This window comes from Ruoffia tabacinasalis (genome assembly GCF_042652985.1).
GTDB lineage: Bacteria > Bacillota > Bacilli > Lactobacillales > Aerococcaceae > Ruoffia > Ruoffia tabacinasalis.
The window spans coordinates 34,095-49,458 of the sequence record NZ_JBHSHQ010000008.1 but is presented as its reverse complement, the minus strand read 5'-3'; the positions used below and the strand labels follow the sequence as shown (position 1 = coordinate 49,458).

14 protein-coding genes are annotated in these 15,364 nt (G+C 35.7%); all 14 read right to left on the bottom strand.

Annotated features, from left to right (window positions below; all coding sequences use genetic code 11):
* Positions 1-162 precede the first annotated feature (162 nt).
* The 14 genes from lepA to rimP all read right to left on the bottom strand — a co-directional run bounded on the left by lepA (position 163) and on the right by rimP (position 15,082).
* The gene (gene lepA, locus ACFO5Y_RS01330; protein ID WP_197104430.1) at positions 163-1,986 is read right to left on the bottom strand and encodes a translation elongation factor 4; all 1,824 of its coding nucleotides are present in this window, start codon (positions 1,984-1,986) and stop codon (positions 163-165) included.
* A 257-nt stretch (positions 1,987-2,243) separates the two neighbouring features.
* Positions 2,244-3,395, bottom strand: coding sequence for a molecular chaperone DnaJ (gene dnaJ / locus ACFO5Y_RS01325; RefSeq protein WP_197104431.1), 1,152 nt, complete (start codon positions 3,393-3,395; stop codon positions 2,244-2,246).
* Between the two features lie 107 nt (positions 3,396-3,502).
* Positions 3,503-5,329, bottom strand: a complete 1,827-nt coding sequence (gene dnaK, locus ACFO5Y_RS01320; RefSeq protein ID WP_197104432.1) for a molecular chaperone DnaK — start codon at positions 5,327-5,329, stop codon at positions 3,503-3,505.
* Positions 5,330-5,350: 21 nt separating this feature from the next.
* Entirely contained in the window at positions 5,351-5,923 is a 573-nt protein-coding gene (gene grpE / locus ACFO5Y_RS01315) for a nucleotide exchange factor GrpE (protein ID WP_231606875.1), read from the bottom strand.
* A 22-nt stretch (positions 5,924-5,945) separates the two neighbouring features.
* Entirely contained in the window at positions 5,946-6,962 is a 1,017-nt protein-coding gene (gene hrcA / locus ACFO5Y_RS01310; RefSeq protein ID WP_197104433.1) for a heat-inducible transcriptional repressor HrcA, read from the bottom strand.
* Between the two features lie 130 nt (positions 6,963-7,092).
* Positions 7,093-7,965, bottom strand: coding sequence for a YitT family protein (locus ACFO5Y_RS01305; protein ID WP_197104434.1), 873 nt, complete (start codon positions 7,963-7,965; stop codon positions 7,093-7,095).
* On the bottom strand, positions 7,958-8,917 hold the full coding sequence (gene ribF, locus ACFO5Y_RS01300; RefSeq protein ID WP_197104435.1) for a riboflavin biosynthesis protein RibF: 960 nt from the start codon (positions 8,915-8,917) through the stop codon (positions 7,958-7,960). Before ribF ends, ACFO5Y_RS01305 begins: the two co-directional genes overlap by 8 nt.
* Before the next feature lie 17 nt (positions 8,918-8,934).
* Positions 8,935-9,843, bottom strand: coding sequence for a tRNA pseudouridine(55) synthase TruB (gene truB, locus ACFO5Y_RS01295; RefSeq protein WP_197104467.1), 909 nt, complete (start codon positions 9,841-9,843; stop codon positions 8,935-8,937).
* Between the two features lie 136 nt (positions 9,844-9,979).
* The gene (gene rbfA / locus ACFO5Y_RS01290; protein ID WP_138403500.1) at positions 9,980-10,354 is read right to left on the bottom strand and encodes a 30S ribosome-binding factor RbfA; all 375 of its coding nucleotides are present in this window, start codon (positions 10,352-10,354) and stop codon (positions 9,980-9,982) included.
* 21 nt (positions 10,355-10,375) lie between these two features.
* Positions 10,376-12,592 carry a translation initiation factor IF-2 gene (gene infB / locus ACFO5Y_RS01285; RefSeq protein ID WP_197104436.1) on the bottom strand — a complete coding sequence of 739 codons (2,217 nt, stop codon included), beginning with the start codon at positions 12,590-12,592 and terminating at the stop codon, positions 10,376-10,378.
* Between the two features lie 20 nt (positions 12,593-12,612).
* Positions 12,613-12,936 (bottom strand): L7Ae/L30e/S12e/Gadd45 family ribosomal protein, encoded by a 324-nt coding sequence (locus ACFO5Y_RS01280; RefSeq protein WP_138403502.1) that lies wholly within the window; start codon positions 12,934-12,936, stop codon positions 12,613-12,615.
* Complete coding sequence (gene rnpM, locus ACFO5Y_RS01275) at positions 12,933-13,226, bottom strand: RNase P modulator RnpM (RefSeq protein ID WP_138403503.1); 294 nt, start codon at positions 13,224-13,226, stop codon at positions 12,933-12,935. Before rnpM ends, ACFO5Y_RS01280 begins: the two co-directional genes overlap by 4 nt.
* 32 nt (positions 13,227-13,258) lie before the next feature.
* A complete protein-coding gene (gene nusA / locus ACFO5Y_RS01270) occupies positions 13,259-14,584 on the bottom strand; it encodes a transcription termination factor NusA (protein ID WP_197104437.1) in 1,326 nt (441 codons plus the stop codon).
* Positions 14,585-14,608: 24 nt separating this feature from the next.
* Positions 14,609-15,082 carry a ribosome maturation factor RimP gene (gene rimP, locus ACFO5Y_RS01265; RefSeq protein WP_197104438.1) on the bottom strand — a complete coding sequence of 158 codons (474 nt, stop codon included), beginning with the start codon at positions 15,080-15,082 and terminating at the stop codon, positions 14,609-14,611.
* Positions 15,083-15,364 lie beyond the last annotated feature (282 nt).

Below are 15,364 nucleotides of genomic sequence, written 5' to 3'. Positions count from 1 at the left end.
CCAATGAACTTATACTAATAATACTCAATCATTCGTGTATTCAATATAAAATAATAGTTTCTTAAGTTAGCATTTTATCTTGATCGCTAGTTAAATCCTTGATCACGCAATTTATACAAAAAAAGTAGACAACCTGTAAAGGTTGCCTACTTTTTAAATATTCTAATCTTCGTCCATAGAAAGTACTGCCATGAAAGCTTCTTGGGGAATCTCCACACTCCCGACAGACTTCATACGTTTTTTTCCTTCTTTTTGTTTCTCTAATAGTTTTTTACGACGAGAAACGTCCCCACCATATAATTTGGCAGTTACATCTTTACGGTAAGCTTTAATTGTCGTACGCGCAATAACCTTATTACCAATAGTAGCTTGTACAGGGATCTCAAACATCTGACGAGGAATGATTTCCTTTAATTTACTTGCTAACTCTTTACCTCGGTTGAAAGCAAAGTCACGGTGAACAATTGTACTAAATGCATCAATAATTTCTCCATTAAGAAGAATATCAAGTTTCACTAAGTTTGATTGTTTGTAACCAATCACTTCATACTCTAATGAAGCGTAACCTTTAGTGTTTGATTTTAATTTATCAAAGAAATCAAAGATAATTTCAGCCATTGGCATTTCATATACGACGTTTACACGATATTCATCAAGGTAATCCATTGTTAGGAAGTTACCACGTTTACGTTCACATAGATCCATAACCGCTCCAACATAATCATTTGGTACCATGATTGTTGCTTTAACGTAAGGCTCTAAAATCTTATCAACTTCTGTGTTATCTGGCATCATAGATGGATTATCAACGATAATAGTCTCACCATCTGTCTTAACCACTTCATAGATTACCGAAGGTGCAGTCATAATCAAGTCTAGGCCAAATTCACGCTCTAAACGCTCTTGAATTACATCCATATGTAATAAACCTAGGAACCCTGTTCTGTAACCAAAACCTAGCGCTTGAGACGTTTCAGGTTCAAATTGCAGTGCCGCATCGTTTAATTGTAATCTTTCAAGAGACTCTCTTAAATCATTGTAGTCACTTGAATCAACTGGATATAGTCCAGCATAAACCATTGGATTTAATTTACGGTATCCAGGCAATGCTTCTTCCGTTGGGTTATTAGCTAATGTGATGGTATCACCAACACGCGTATCTTGAATAGTTTTGATGTTTGCTGTTACATAGCCAACATCCCCGGCCATTAAGAAATCACGTTGAATTGGCGATGGTGAGAATATACCTACTTCTACAACTTCGAATTCTTTCCCGTTGCTCATTAATTTCATCCGATCACCCGGGCGCAATACACCTTCCATGACACGAATGTTTAAAACAACACCACGGTAACTATCATATGCCGAGTCGAAGATTAATGCTTTAAGAGGTGCATCAACATCCCCTTGTGGTTCTGGCACTTTTTCAACAATTTGTTCTAAAATTTCTTCAATTCCAATACCAGATTTTGCACTTGCATGAACGGCTTCAGAAGCATCAATCCCAATAATATCTTCAATTTCAAATTGAACACGTTCAGGATCTGCTGCTGGTAAATCAATTTTATTAATCACAGGTAAGATTTCTAAATCATTATCTAAGGCTAAGTAAACATTCGCTAATGTTTGAGCTTCTATCCCTTGAGCCGCATCAACAACTAATAAAGCACCCTCACAGGCTGCTAATGAACGAGAAACTTCATATGTAAAATCGACGTGACCAGGTGTATCAATTAAATGGAAGATATAATCTTCGCCATCTTTTGCTTTATATGTTAATTCAATCGCATTTAATTTAATTGTAATTCCACGCTCACGCTCAAGATCCATTGAATCCAATAATTGAGCTTGCATATCACGATCAGCGACTGAATGGGTCTGTTGCAAAATTCGGTCAGCTAAAGTTGATTTACCGTGGTCAATATGGGCAATAATCGAGAAATTTCTTATTCTTTTTTGTCTTTCTCTCATTTCATTTATATTCATAAATCCTTCACTTCCTTTATAGCCAAATGGCTTACCTACAAAAATACTCACACTTAATCATACCAAAAAACATTGCATATTGATAGGCTTCAACACTCTTTTTTTAATTAATTATCCATTCATAAAAATACAATTTAAAAGAAAAGTAAAACATTTTATAGACATACGACAATCTGAAATAAGCAAAACTTAAAGGAGGCAATTCAGGCAATAAAACTAGCCCGAGTTGCCTCCTTATATTACATACTCAAATAAAATTATTTATCGAACATGTCTCGCATTTTGTCAAAAAATCCACCTTCATTATTCGCTCGAACAGTTTGGCCAGATTCTTCAGCTAAACTATGGAATAATTCGCGTTCTTTTTCTGACAATTTTGTAGGTGTTTTAACTGTCACTTTAACGTGTTGATCTCCCGTGAAGTTACCTCTTATACTAGGTGCACCCTTACCTTTAAGTCGGAAACTTGTACCTGTTTGTGTACCACCAGGTACTTTTAATTTCACTTTTCCGTGAACAGTCGGTACAGTAATTTCATCACCTAAGGCAGCTTGAACGAATGAAAGTGGTAATTCATAATAAATTTCAGTCCCGTCACGTTCATATTCCTCACTTGGCTGTACTCTAAAAACTACGTAAAGGTCTCCATAAGGTCCACCATTTTGACCAGCTTCTCCCTGTCCTGATAAACGAATTTGTTGGTCAGTTTCTACTCCGGCTGGAACAGTTACTTTAACTGAATGCTCTTTAGCTTCAATTCCTGCACCATGACACGTTTGACATTTCTCTTTAATTTCTTGGCCAGTTCCTGAACAAACATCACAAGCTCTTTGAGTCATAACACGACCAAATGGTGTGTTTTGCTCTACTTGAACAGCTCCAGTTCCATGACATTTAGAACATGTTACTGGACTTGTTCCTGGTTTAGCACCTGAACCATGACACGTATGACATTCTTCATTACGGTTGTATTTAATTGTTGTTTCTTTTCCGAAGATTGCTTCTTCAAAAGTTAATGTCACACGGTATTGTAAGTCGCTTCCTCGTCTAGGTGCGTTTGGACTTTGACGCGAAGCACCTGAGCCTCCGAAGAATTGTTCAAAGATATCTTCAAAGCCAAATCCTGCGCCACCATAACTTCCACCACCGAAGCCACCGCCGCCGAAGCCGCCACCAAAGTTTGGATCATTTGCAGCGTGTCCATATTGGTCATAAGCCGTACGTTTTTGCGAATCACTTAGTACTTCATACGCTTCAGAAACTTCTTTAAACTTATCTTCCGCGCCTTCTTCTTTATTAATATCTGGATGATATTTCTTTGATAATTTACGATAGGCTTTCTTTATCTCTGCATCAGATGCATCACGAGATACGCCAAGCACTTCATAATAATCACGTTTCTCTGCCATAATCTACCTCCTTCTTAAAATGATAGCAAGTCAGTTTATATAAAAAGCCAAGGGTATTGATGCCCTCGGCTAAAAATTAACATCATAATGTAATCATTTTATAAAAATTACTCTTCGTCGTCAACTTCCTCAAATTCAGCATCTACGACACCGTCATCTTCAGCTGTTTCACCAGAAGCATCTGCTTGAGCTTGTTGCTCAGCTGCTGCTTGCTCATAAAGTTTAACAGTTAAGTTTTGAACAACTTCGTTTAAAGCGTCACGTTTTTCTTTCATTGCTTCTAAATCGTTCTCATCGATTGCTGCTTGTAACTCATCACGAGCTGCTTCCGCTTGTTTAACTTCTTCTTCAGATACTTTATCTTTTAAGTCTTCTAAAGTTTTGTTAGTTGTAAAGATTAATTGATCTACTTCATTACGTAAATCTGCTTCTTCACGACGTTGTTTATCTGATTCAGCGTTCGCTTCAGCATCTTTAACCATTTGATCAATTTCTTCATCTGAAAGACCTGAAGATGATTTGATTGTAATTGTTTGTTCTTTTTGAGTTCCTAAGTCTTTAGCACTTACGTTAACGATACCGTTTTTGTCAATATCGAATGAAACTTCAATTTGTGGAACACCACGTGGTGCTGCAGGAATATCTGTTAATTGGAATCTTCCTAAAGTTTTGTTGTCTTGAGCCATTTCACGCTCACCTTGTAATACATGTACATCTACTGCTGGTTGGTTATCTGCTGCTGTAGAGAATACTTGTGATTTACTTGTTGGAATAGTTGTATTACGATCGATTAATTTAGTGAAAATTCCACCCATTGTTTCGATACCTAATGATAATGGCGTTACGTCAAGTAATACGATATCTTTAACATCACCAGAGATAACTCCACCTTGAATTGCAGCACCCATTGCTACAACTTCGTCAGGGTTTACTGATTTATTAGGTTCTTTACCAGTTTCTTTACGTACTGCTTCAACTACTGCAGGAATACGTGTTGATCCACCAACTAAGATAACTTGGTCAATTTCATTTTTGTCAACGCCAGCATCTTTTAATGCTTGACGAACAGGGTTTTTAGTACGTTCTACTAATTCGTCTGTTAATTCGTCAAATTTAGCACGGCTTAATGATGTTTCTAAGTGTAATGGACCAGCATCTGAAGCTGTAATGAATGGTAAGCTGATTTGTGTTGATGTTACACCAGATAAATCTTTTTTAGCTTTTTCAGCTGCATCTTTAAGACGTTGTGCTGCCATTTTATCTTTAGTTAAGTCGATGCCGTTTTCTTTTTTGAATTCAGCTGCTAAGTATTCGATAATTTTGTCGTCAAAGTCATCTCCACCTAGGCTATTATCACCTGAAGTTGAAAGAACATCAAAGACTCCGTCTCCTAATTCAAGGATTGAAACGTCGAATGTTCCTCCCCCTAAGTCGAATACTAAGATTTTTTCTTCGCTATCAGTTTTATCTAATCCATATGCTAAAGCAGCTGCAGTTGGCTCGTTAACAATACGTTCAACTTCTAAACCAGCGATTTTACCAGCATCTTTAGTTGCTTGACGTTGTGAGTCGTTGAAGTATGCAGGTACTGTAATAACTGCTTTATCAACTTTTTCACCTAAGTAGTCTTCTGCATAACTTTTAATGTATTGTAATGTCATCGCAGAGATTTCTTGAGGAGTATATTCTTTATCTCCCATAGTTACTTTATAACTGTCACCCATGTGACGTTTAATTGAACTTACTGTATCTGGGTTTGTTACTGCTTGACGTTTAGCAACTTCCCCTACTTGAATTTCATCTTTTTTTAAAGCTACAACAGATGGTGTTGTACGGTTACCTTCTGGGTTTGGAATAATTTTAGCTTCTCCACCTTCAAGAACCGCTACAGCAGAGTTTGTTGTACCTAAGTCAATACCAATAATTTTAGCCATATTACATTTCTCCTTTTTATTTTATTCTGATACGATAACCATTGCCGGTCTAATGACACGATTATCAATTCGATATCCTTTTTGTAACACTTGAATCACATGATTACTTTCTTGTCCTTCTCCCGCAGGCATGACACTTACTGCTTGGTGGAAGTTTGGATCAAATTCTTCATTCAATGGATCAATTGTTTCAATTTTTTCTTTTTCAAACGCATTTTTGAATTGGTTATGAACCATTTCAACACCTTTTTTAAGTGCTTCGCCATCTTCCGATGTCGTTTCCGTTTGTAGAGCTCTTTCTAAGTTATCAATAACTTCTAAGAGTGATGACGCTAAGTTTTGCGATCTAAATTTTGCTGCTTCAGATCTTTCTCTTGAATTAATACGACGCATATTAGCTATCTCAGCTTGTAGGCGTAATATCTTGTCATCTAGTTCTTCGTTTTCTTGTTTTAATTTATCTAATTCTGATACCTCTTGAGTTTCTTCTTCAGAAACTTCGGGTGTATCAGACGTTGTCTCTTCTGATGTCTCTGGTTCGATAATTTCTACAGATTCATCAACAACATTGTTATTTTTTTCGTTATCTGTCAATTGACACCCTCCTTCATTTATATTATTGAATAGATAATTTGTTAATCATCACTTCTAATAACGCAATTACTTTTTCATAGGACATTGTTGTAGGTCCGAGTAATCCTAAGATTATTTTTTGATTTTCATTCACAAATGAACCGGTGAGAAGATTTATATTCGCTAAGCTATCAGCTAAAAACTCATAACCAAACATAATATTAATGCCTTCTTCTTGCTCTTCGAGTAAATGATACATTTCCCTTGAACCATCAATGAGTTCAAAAAGATGTTTCAATGCTTCTCTACTCGTTTGTCCATCTATCAAATCAAAGAGATTACTTTTCCCACTAATGTAATAGCGGTGTCCTTTTATGTGGTGCATTGATTTTTCAATCAACGGAGAGAAATCTAATTGATATCCTGTTAAACGTTGAGTTAATAAAGGTATTCCTAACTTCATCCTTTGATAGGCATCTTCAAGTACAACACCTTTAAGTTCATCGTTTATCATCTCTACTAACTTCGTGATATCATCTTTTGAAAGTGACACTTTTAATTCAATTTGCTCGCTCTCTATATTCCCCTTATCTGTCATAAGGATTGAAATATAACGCGTCCGATCGATTGGCACTAATTTAAATTCTTCAAAATAATGCGATTCTTTATTCTGTCCAAGTACCACTGCTGTAAATCCAGTCAATGAAACTAATATATCTGCACAAAGTTGTGTCAGTTGTAACGGACTATAATGTTTCGCTTGAGTTAACTCTTCAAAATTAGCGTCATCATCAAGAAATGGTAATTCTTTGTCTTCCTGATGAATAATCCCGTCAATATAATAACGATAGCCATCAATAGATGGTATTCGGCCACTAGAAGTATGTGGCTTCATTAGTAAGCCTTGTTGCTCTAACACAACCATATCATTACGTATTGTTGCAGGACTCACTTTTAAGTAACTCTCTCGAAGTAAAGTTTTAGAACCAATGGGTTCTTCAAATTGTCCATAAAGTTGTATAATTAAATTAAGAACTTCCTGTTGTCTTGGTGTCAACATTTTCTCACCCCACTTATTAGCACTTAAATTATATGAGTGCTAACTGTTATTATAATACATCCTACTAGGACAATTGTCAAGGGATTTACCGAAAAAAATCAAAAAAATTAGCACTCTTTGGTTAAGAGTGCTAGATTACTTCATTTTCTTCAATATCATGTGATTGATCCAGGTTAAATGTGAAACCTTCACCTAGAACTTGTTGGATTCCAGTCACTGTGACAAAAGCATTTGAATCAATGTCATTAATGATTCTTTGAACTTTAATTAACTGAATTCGATTAATAACAACATATAGAACATCTTTTTCTGCTTTAGAATAATATCCGTAACCTTTTAACACTGTGATTCCCCGATCAACTCTCTTCATAATTTCTTCAGCAATTTCGTCATGCTTATTTGATACAACCATGATCGCTTTTTTAGGATTATACCCTTCCATGACAAAGTTTAAAATCTTACTTGTAATATATAATGAGATTAAAGTCAGTAAGCCTTTTTCTAAACCGATAACAACAGTTAATGGAATGACAATCATAACGTCAAGGATTAACAATGCAATGGAAACTTGCAAGCCCATATATTTATTAATGATTAACGCAATGATATCAACGCCTGCTGTCGTCCCGTGTCCTAAAATAACAATTCCAATCCCTAGACCAATTAAAAATCCACTTGCTAAAGGTCCTAATAATGAATTCGTTGGAATAAAGCTAGGTAAGAATACAAATTCTAAAAATAATGACATGGATACAATTGCGACGAGCGTATAAAAGATTGTCTCTTTTTCGAGAAACTTCCAACCGATAAGCATAATAATCGCATTGATTATAAAGTTACTCAGTGAAGGACTAATGTCAAATACATAGAACAGTAAGAGTGTGATCCCTGTGACGCCACCTTCACCAAGTTGGTTAGGAATGACAATGGAATTAATCGCAATTGAAAAGATAAACGTTCCAATTAATACGAGTGCTAGGTTTTTGATCACTGATTTATACATCTCGACCACCACCTTGATCTTCGAAATAAAGACGAGTGTTCTCTTCATCAACTTTCAATTGATCAATCAATTCATCGACACTATTAAATTTATATTCTCCACGTAAATAATGGTGCCATCTGACTCTGACTTTTTCACCATAAATCATTTGATCAAAATCTAAGATGTAGACTTCACAAGTTAAATCATGATTATCGTAAAATGTAATATTATGACCTATAGATGCACTACCTAAGTACCAAGTATCGCCTATCTTAATTTCAACGGCATAAACGCCTATGCCTGGAAGCAGTTGCGGATGAGGGACTTGGATATTCGCTGTTGGGTAGCCTAAAGTACGTCCTACTTTTTCACCATGAATGACCGTGCCGTATATTTCATAAATATAGCCCAAATCATGATTGGCTTGCTCCATATCGCCTTCGTATACAAGTTCTTTAATTCGAGTTGTTGCTACTTTTGAATAATGTGACGCTAACTCCTCAACTTCAATGACATCGAATCGTTCCGCTGCGTGAATGGGTAAAGTTTGCATATTCGCGATGTCTCTTTTTCCATAAGTATAATCAAAACCTGCCACCGCGACTTCGGTATGCAAATCGACTAAGTACTTTTCAACGAATTCTTGCGGCGTTTGAGTGCCAAAAGCAAATGTATATTCAACAATGTACAAAATATCCACATCAAATTCTTCCATTAGTTCTGCTTTTCGCTTATTCGTTGTTAAGTAATGAAATGAATCTAAATTAAGATCTTCATAAACTATTCTAGGATGTTGATTAAACGTCATTAGAGCTAGTTTAATCCCTCTTTTATCTGCTTCTTCTCTTGCTCTTTTTATTACTTTTTGATGACCTAAATGAACGCCATCAAAAAAACCTAAAGTCATGACTACAGATTCATCTGATATTTCTTTTGAATCGTAGGGATGACTTAAGTGCACTATCTTCATTTAGAATCTCCTTTCATTTAAACAAACATTTTGTATGGTTTTATATATAATTCTTTTTCTGGATGCTGACGATAAAGCGCGATTATTTTATCTTTATAATAGAAAGCCATTGGTTCTTGAAAATCTTGCTCGAATTCAGCTTTCAATAATACTTGACCGTTTTTCACTCGATCATATAATTCATCGTCCAATTCAATTTTTGGAATGTGCTTCAATGCTGTCTCAATTGTAGCCACTTTATCATTGATTTCTTCATTATCTATTAATGTTTGTATTTCTTCAAGCGTATAGCTCTCAGAATCTGAAAAACCACTTGTTTGTAATCTTGTTAATTTCGACATATGCGAAGGATACCCTAACTTCTTCCCTAAGTCGACAGCTAATGTTCTAACGTAAGTTCCTTTTCCACAATCTACTTTGAATTTCCAAGATTGAGTACCACTTTCTTGATTATACACGGGCTCGCCGTCGCGTTCAAACGAATGAATGACAGTATTTCGGATTGGTCGTTCTACCTCTAATCCCTCTCGAGCATACTCATATAATCTTCGACCATTCACTTTCACTGCAGAATACATCGGTGGGATTTGTTCAATGACACCTTCAAATGTTGACATCGCTTCATCGATTTTTTCATTTGAAACGGGCTGAAGAACTGTTTTTTGGTCAACGACTTCGCCGTGAGCATCTTCAGTTTCTGTCGACGTCCCAAGGGTAATCTCTCCAAAATATACTTTAGGTGAGTCCATCAGCAACTCAACTAAGCGAGTTCCTTTTCCTAAACAAACAACTAGAACACCATCTACTTCTGGATCAAGTGTTCCAGTATGTCCAATCTTTTTCATTCTTAACATTTTACGCAATTTAAATACCACATCATGACTCGTCATGCCTTTAGGTTTCCAAACCGCTAAAATACCATTTATCATAATTAACTCCTTAATATAAACTTTTCGACACTTGATTATATCAAACTTCCATCCTAACCGCTATTCTATATTAATTGTTTGAAAATGCAAAAAACCATCCAAATCACAATTGTGACTTGAATGGTTTAAATCTTTACGCTTCGTTGTCACTTTCTTCGTTATCGTCACCTTTAATTTGGTTTAATAACGAATCAATATGACTACCGTAATCAATTGAGCGATCACGTTCAAATTTAATTTCCGGTGTTTTATATAAAGTTAATTTCTTACCTAAATCACTACGAACTTTACCTGTAATAGCATCCAGACCTCTTTGAGTCTTTTGTCTTTCACCAGCTTTATCCGATAAAGTACTATAGTAAATTGTCGCTTGTTGTAAATCTCCGGTAACATTTACGTCGGTAATTGTTACTCCTTCAACACGCGGGTCTTTAATTTCTAATAATAAGATATTATTAACTTCACGTAAAATTTCTTGTCTAACTCTACCTGCACGGTATTTTGCCATAGTATCGTCCTCCTTAAAAGGTTATCTTTCTATTTCAACCATATGGAATGCTTCGATAACGTCATCCATCTTAACATCGTTATAGTTTTCAATCATGATACCACATTCATAGCCTTTAGCTACTTGTTTTGCATCATCTTGGAATCGTTTCAAGCTTGCGATTTCACCTTCAAAGATAACAATGTTATCACGAATTAAACGAACTTGGCTATCACGAGCAATATAGCCATCTGTTACGAATGAACCAGCAATCGTACCTAATTTAGACACTGTAAATGTCTCACGTACAAGCGCTTGACCTTGAACTTCTTCTTCATATTCTGGGTCTAGCATACCTTTCATGGCTGTTTCTATTTCTTCAATAGCGTCATAAATTACACGATATTGTCTAATATCGACAACTTCAGAATCTGCTTGTAGACGCGCTTGTGGTGTTGGGCGAACGTTAAATCCAATCACAATCGCACCTGAAGCAGCGGCTAATGAAATGTCACTTTCATTAATTGCTCCAACGGCTTGGTGAACTACATTTACACGCACACCTTCAACTTCAATTTTTTGTAAGCTTGCAGATAATGCTTCAGCTGAACCTTGCACATCGGCTTTAATAATCACGTTAACTGATTTTAATTCGCCTTCTTGTAATGATTCAAATAAGTTATCTAACGTTACTTTCTTTGTTAAACTACGTTGAGCTTCTTGAGCTTCTTGTGCACGTTGTTCACCGGCTTGACGTGCAGTTTTCTCATCTTCGAATACTACGAATAAGTCACCCGCTTGTGGTGCTGTTTGTAAACCAGTAATCTCAACAGGAGTGGCTGGTCCAGCTGTACGAATACGACGTCCAATATCGTTAACCATTGTTCTAACACGACCATACGTATTACCAACTACGATTGGATCTCCAACATTTAAAGTACCATCTTGTACTAATAATGTTGCCGTTGCACCTTGGTTTTTATCAAGACGCGCTTCGATAACTGACCCTAATGCTAAACGATCTGGGTTAGCTTTCAGTTCTTGAACTTCTGCAACTAGTACAATCATTTCTAATAATTCTTCAATATTTTGATTGAATTTCGCTGAGATTTCGACAAAGATGTTGTCTCCACCCCAATCCTCAGAAATAATTCCGTGTTCAGATAACTCTTGTTTTACACGGTCTGGATTTGCTGTTGGTTTATCAATTTTGTTCACAGCAATAATAATTGGTACATCGGCAGCTTTCGCATGGTTAATCGCTTCAACTGTTTGTGGCATTACACCGTCATCGGCAGCAACAACAATAATGGCAATATCCGTTACGTCCGCTCCACGAGCACGCATAGTAGTGAAAGCTTCATGTCCAGGCGTATCTAAGAATGTAATAATATTGTCGTCTTCTGTCTCAACTTGGTAAGCACCAATATGTTGAGTAATCCCACCAGCTTCACCTTCTGTAACACGTGAATGACGTAATTGGTCAAGCAAAGTTGTTTTACCGTGGTCAACGTGACCCATAATTGTAACAACAGCTGGACGGATTGTTAATTTAGCTTCATCTTGTTCTTCTTCGAAGTACACATCTAAATCAGATACATCAACAACAACTTTTTCTTCTGGTTCTACACCATATTCAAGCGCGATTAATTCGATCACATCTTTTGAAAGTGCTTGGTTTTGGTTAGCCATAACACCGTTCATCATTAATTTTTTAATGATTTCAGATGTATCACGGTGCAACATTTTAGCAATTTCTTGAATATTTGTTCCTTCAGAATACACTAATTTTTCTGGTAAATCTTTATGTTTACGTTGTGTAATTCCTTTAGATTCAGTGTTCTTGAAATTCTTGTTCCCTTTACCACGACGATTGCGTCGATTACGGCGTCCAGGTTGATTTGATGATTTATTGTTATTAGAAGCGTTCTTATTTGAGTTGTTATTCTGCTTAGTATTCGTTTTAGATTCCTCTTTTTTATGTTGATTTTGTTTTGCTTGGTTTTTATCCGATGCTTTTTTATTAGTATTTTGAGAAGGTTTTGAACCTTCTTTGTTTGCCTCTTTCGAGTTTGTTTCTGGTTTTTCGGATTTCTTAGTGTTTTTATTACTAATAATATTATTCAGTTGCTTTTCTTGGTCTTCAGAAATTGAAGACATATGGCTACCGAATTCCATGCCTTTTGACTTAGCCATAGTAAGTAGCTCTTTACTTGTCAGATCATGTTCTTTTGCATATTCATATACGCGTTTAGTCATGTAATCACCTTCCTAATTAATTAGTCATATGATTCCTCACTCTCCACATCGTAAGATAAAAATTTCTTTGTCATGCCTTGATTTGTCAAACCGATAATTGAACGGTTTTTACCAATAGCTTGACTTAATTCATACTTAGTAAATTCTGTGTTAAGGGGAATATCTTTTCGTTCACTTAAAGAACGGTATCTTTCTAATGTTTTCTCACTGGCATCGCTCGCGCATAATACTAGGCGAACGCGGTTATTTTTTACCGCTTTTTCGACCAATTCATCTCCAGAAATAATCTCTCTGGCGCGCATAGCTAAACCTAACATATTTAATTTCTTTAAATCATTTTTCATAGTAGTTCTTTACGAGCTTTCTGATGATCAATATAATTGTATAACTCATCATAGAATTCATCATTAATCTTCACACCAAATGCACGATCAAATGTTTTTTCTTTTTTTGCTTTTAATGCCAACTCAGGTTCAAGCGCTATATAAGCACCTCGTCCATTTTGTCGTCCTGTTGGATCAAGAAAAACTTCGTTTTCTTTGGATTTAACAACACGCACTAATTCTTTTTTTGGGTACATTTCTTGAGATACAATGCATTTTCTCATTGGTTGTTTGCGTTGTTTAGCAGCCATTACTTCGCTCCTTTTATGAAAATTATCATTTATTATAATTCATTTTGTTCTTCTTGCTCTTCAAGCAATTCATCATAATCTTGCTCATAATCATGCTCAACTTCAGAAATTGCTTCCTCGACAGCTTCAGCATCGTAATTATTCTCAGCTAGATCTTGTTCTTCAAGTTGTTCATCGATACTATCTTGTTCTTCAATTTCTTCAATCTCTTCAACATCAGCAATAATTTCAGCTTCATCGAATGCATCATACTCTTCAGTTAATTCTACTTCATTATTAACTAAGTAATCTTCTTCGATTTCAGCACTTTGTTCTGATAAATACTCTTCATAAGCTGTTTCTGATTTAATATCTATCTTATGTGATGTTAAACGCGCAGCTAAACGAGCATTTTGTCCTTTTTTACCAATCGCTAATGACAACTGATAATCTGGAACGACAACAATACATGAATTTCCTTCTTCTTCAAAAATTACATTAATAACTTCTGCAGGACTCATGGCGTTACGAATAAATGTTGAAGGATCTTCACTATATTCAATGATATCCATGTTCTCGCCATTCAGTTCATTCACGATTGTTTGTACACGTTGTCCTTTTTGACCCACACATGTACCAACTGGATCAATATTCTCATCACGAGATCTTACCGCAACTTTAGAACGGTCTCCAGCTTCACGTGAAATTGAAACAATCTCAACAATCCCATCATAAATCTCTGGCACTTCTTGTTCAAATAATCTGCGTAAGAAATCTGGATGCGAACGACTCACGACCACTTGTGGTCCACGAGGTGTTTTATCAATTTTTGACACATACACTTTTACACGTTCGTCAATTTCTAAGTTTTCTCCAGCAATTTGTTCACGGATTGGCATAACTGCCTCAACTTTATCTAGGTTGATATAAACTATTCCTTTTTCGAAACGCTCAACAGTCCCAGTTAAAATCTCATCTTCATATTGGATGAACTCATTATAAATAATATCACGTTCAGCTTCACGAATACGTTGCATTACAACGTGTTTCGCTGTTTGAGTGGCAATACGACCAAAATCGTTTGGTGTTACTTCAAATTTGATTTTGTCGCCAATCTCATAAGCGCGATTAATTTCTAAAGCTTCTTCTAATGAAATTTCAAAAGTAGGGTCATACTTAGTTTCTACAACTTCTTTCACTGAAAAAACTTTGATTGATCCACTTTCTTCGTCAAATTCTACTTCAACGTTTTGTGCATTATCGTATCTTTTTTTATACGCTAATACTAAGGCTGATTCTAGTGCTTCTTTGATGACCTGACTAGAAATCCCTTTTTCTTCTTCAAGAATCTGCATAGCTTGTACTAAATCTTTACTCATCTTCTTAATCACCTCATTAATTTTTTAGAATTTTATTGCAAAGCGGAGTTTTGATACCGCATCACGTTTAATTTCAAGTACTTTCTTTCTTGTCTTAATTGTTACTTCAATTTGGAAAATTTCATCCGTGACTTCTAATAAAGTACCTTCATGAAATTTCTCCCCAAATTGTGGTACGTAATAATCTAAATGAATATATTCGCCCACAGCATTTAAGATATCTTTTTCAGTTTTTAATGGACGTTCAGCACCTGGCGATGACACTTCTAAAAAATATGCTTTTGGAAATGGATCTGGGCTAATCTGATCGAGTGCCTCACTTAGTTTTTCGCTAATTTTCGCACAATCTTCAATATCTATTCCATTTTCTTTATCGGCATAGACTCTTAAGTACCAGTTTGGTCCCTCTTTTACATATTCAACATCAACCAAATAACAATTTTCTGATTCTACAATTGGCTCAATTACTGGAACTACGGACTCAATAACTTTACTCAATATTTCACCTCATCCTTTAAATTTAATTCTTAGTTATAAATATGAAAGGAGCAAGCGTCGCCGCTCACTCCTCCCCGTCTCTTCTAAATTCCTTAACCAATATACCACAAATCTTTAAAATGTACAAGTAACAGCCTCTTTAAAGGATTCCAAATGTTGAATTGCAATAATTATTGCAACAATTTTTTATTTACTCAATTAATAAGAGTTCGTGTAAAAATACTTCCAAAGGTGTTTGGTAATCTAAGCATTTCCTAGGACGATTATTCATTAACCACAAAG

Excerpts from the sequence above, each read along its gene's own strand:
- lepA (WP_197104430.1), bottom strand. The coding sequence starts at position 1,986 with ATGAATATAAATGAAATGAGAGAAAGACAAAAAAGAATAAGAAATTTC.
- dnaJ (WP_197104431.1), bottom strand. The coding sequence starts at position 3,395 with ATGGCAGAGAAACGTGATTATTATGAAGTGCTTGGCGTATCTCGTGAT.
- dnaK (WP_197104432.1), bottom strand. The coding sequence starts at position 5,329 with ATGGCTAAAATTATTGGTATTGACTTAGGTACAACAAACTCTGCTGTA.
- hrcA (WP_197104433.1), bottom strand. The coding sequence starts at position 6,962 with ATGTTGACACCAAGACAACAGGAAGTTCTTAATTTAATTATACAACTT.
- ACFO5Y_RS01305 (WP_197104434.1), bottom strand. The coding sequence starts at position 7,965 with ATGTATAAATCAGTGATCAAAAACCTAGCACTCGTATTAATTGGAACG.
- ribF (WP_197104435.1), bottom strand. The coding sequence starts at position 8,917 with ATGAAGATAGTGCACTTAAGTCATCCCTACGATTCAAAAGAAATATCA.
- rbfA (WP_138403500.1), bottom strand. The coding sequence starts at position 10,354 with ATGGCAAAATACCGTGCAGGTAGAGTTAGACAAGAAATTTTACGTGAA.
- infB (WP_197104436.1), bottom strand. The coding sequence starts at position 12,592 with ATGACTAAACGCGTATATGAATATGCAAAAGAACATGATCTGACAAGT.
- ACFO5Y_RS01280 (WP_138403502.1), bottom strand. The coding sequence starts at position 12,936 with ATGAAAAATGATTTAAAGAAATTAAATATGTTAGGTTTAGCTATGCGC.
- rnpM (WP_138403503.1), bottom strand. The coding sequence starts at position 13,226 with ATGGCTGCTAAACAACGCAAACAACCAATGAGAAAATGCATTGTATCT.
- nusA (WP_197104437.1), bottom strand. The coding sequence starts at position 14,584 with ATGAGTAAAGATTTAGTACAAGCTATGCAGATTCTTGAAGAAGAAAAA.